We start from the raw sequence: 418 nt of genomic DNA on the forward strand, positions 1-418 counted from the left end.
CTTCTAATCTATCAAACCTTTTTAACTGGTCAAGTTATTAAGGGTGCAGGGCGGATGCCTTGGCACTAGGAGCCGATGAAGGACGTGATAAGCTGCGATAAGCTTCGGGGAGTTGCACGTAAACTTTGATCCGAAGATTTCCGAATGAGGAAACTCACTTAGAGTAATGTCTAAGTATCATTAAGTGAATACATAGCTTAATGAGGGGAACTCAGGGAACTGAAACATCTAAGTACCTGAAGGAAGAGAAAGAAATTCGATTCCGTAAGTAGCGGCGATCTTAACCGGGGGTATCAAATACACAAAAACAATTTTATTTCGCTTCGGGGCCTCTGCCCGGTCTCCCACTGCACCTCTCATAAGAACGCTTGTTTTTCTCCTCTTCTCCATTCGACTATTGATTTGCCTTGTTTTCCCG

1 rRNA gene is annotated in these 418 nt (G+C 43.8%); it reads left to right on the forward strand.

Annotation, left to right across the window (positions count from 1 at the left end):
- Positions 1-27: 27 nt before the first annotated feature.
- Positions 28-418, forward strand: a 23S ribosomal RNA gene (locus MU407_RS14205); the annotation flags it as partial.

The organism is Brachybacterium sp. Marseille-Q7125 (genome assembly GCF_023062615.1).
Classification (GTDB): domain Bacteria; phylum Actinomycetota; class Actinomycetes; order Actinomycetales; family Dermabacteraceae; genus Brachybacterium.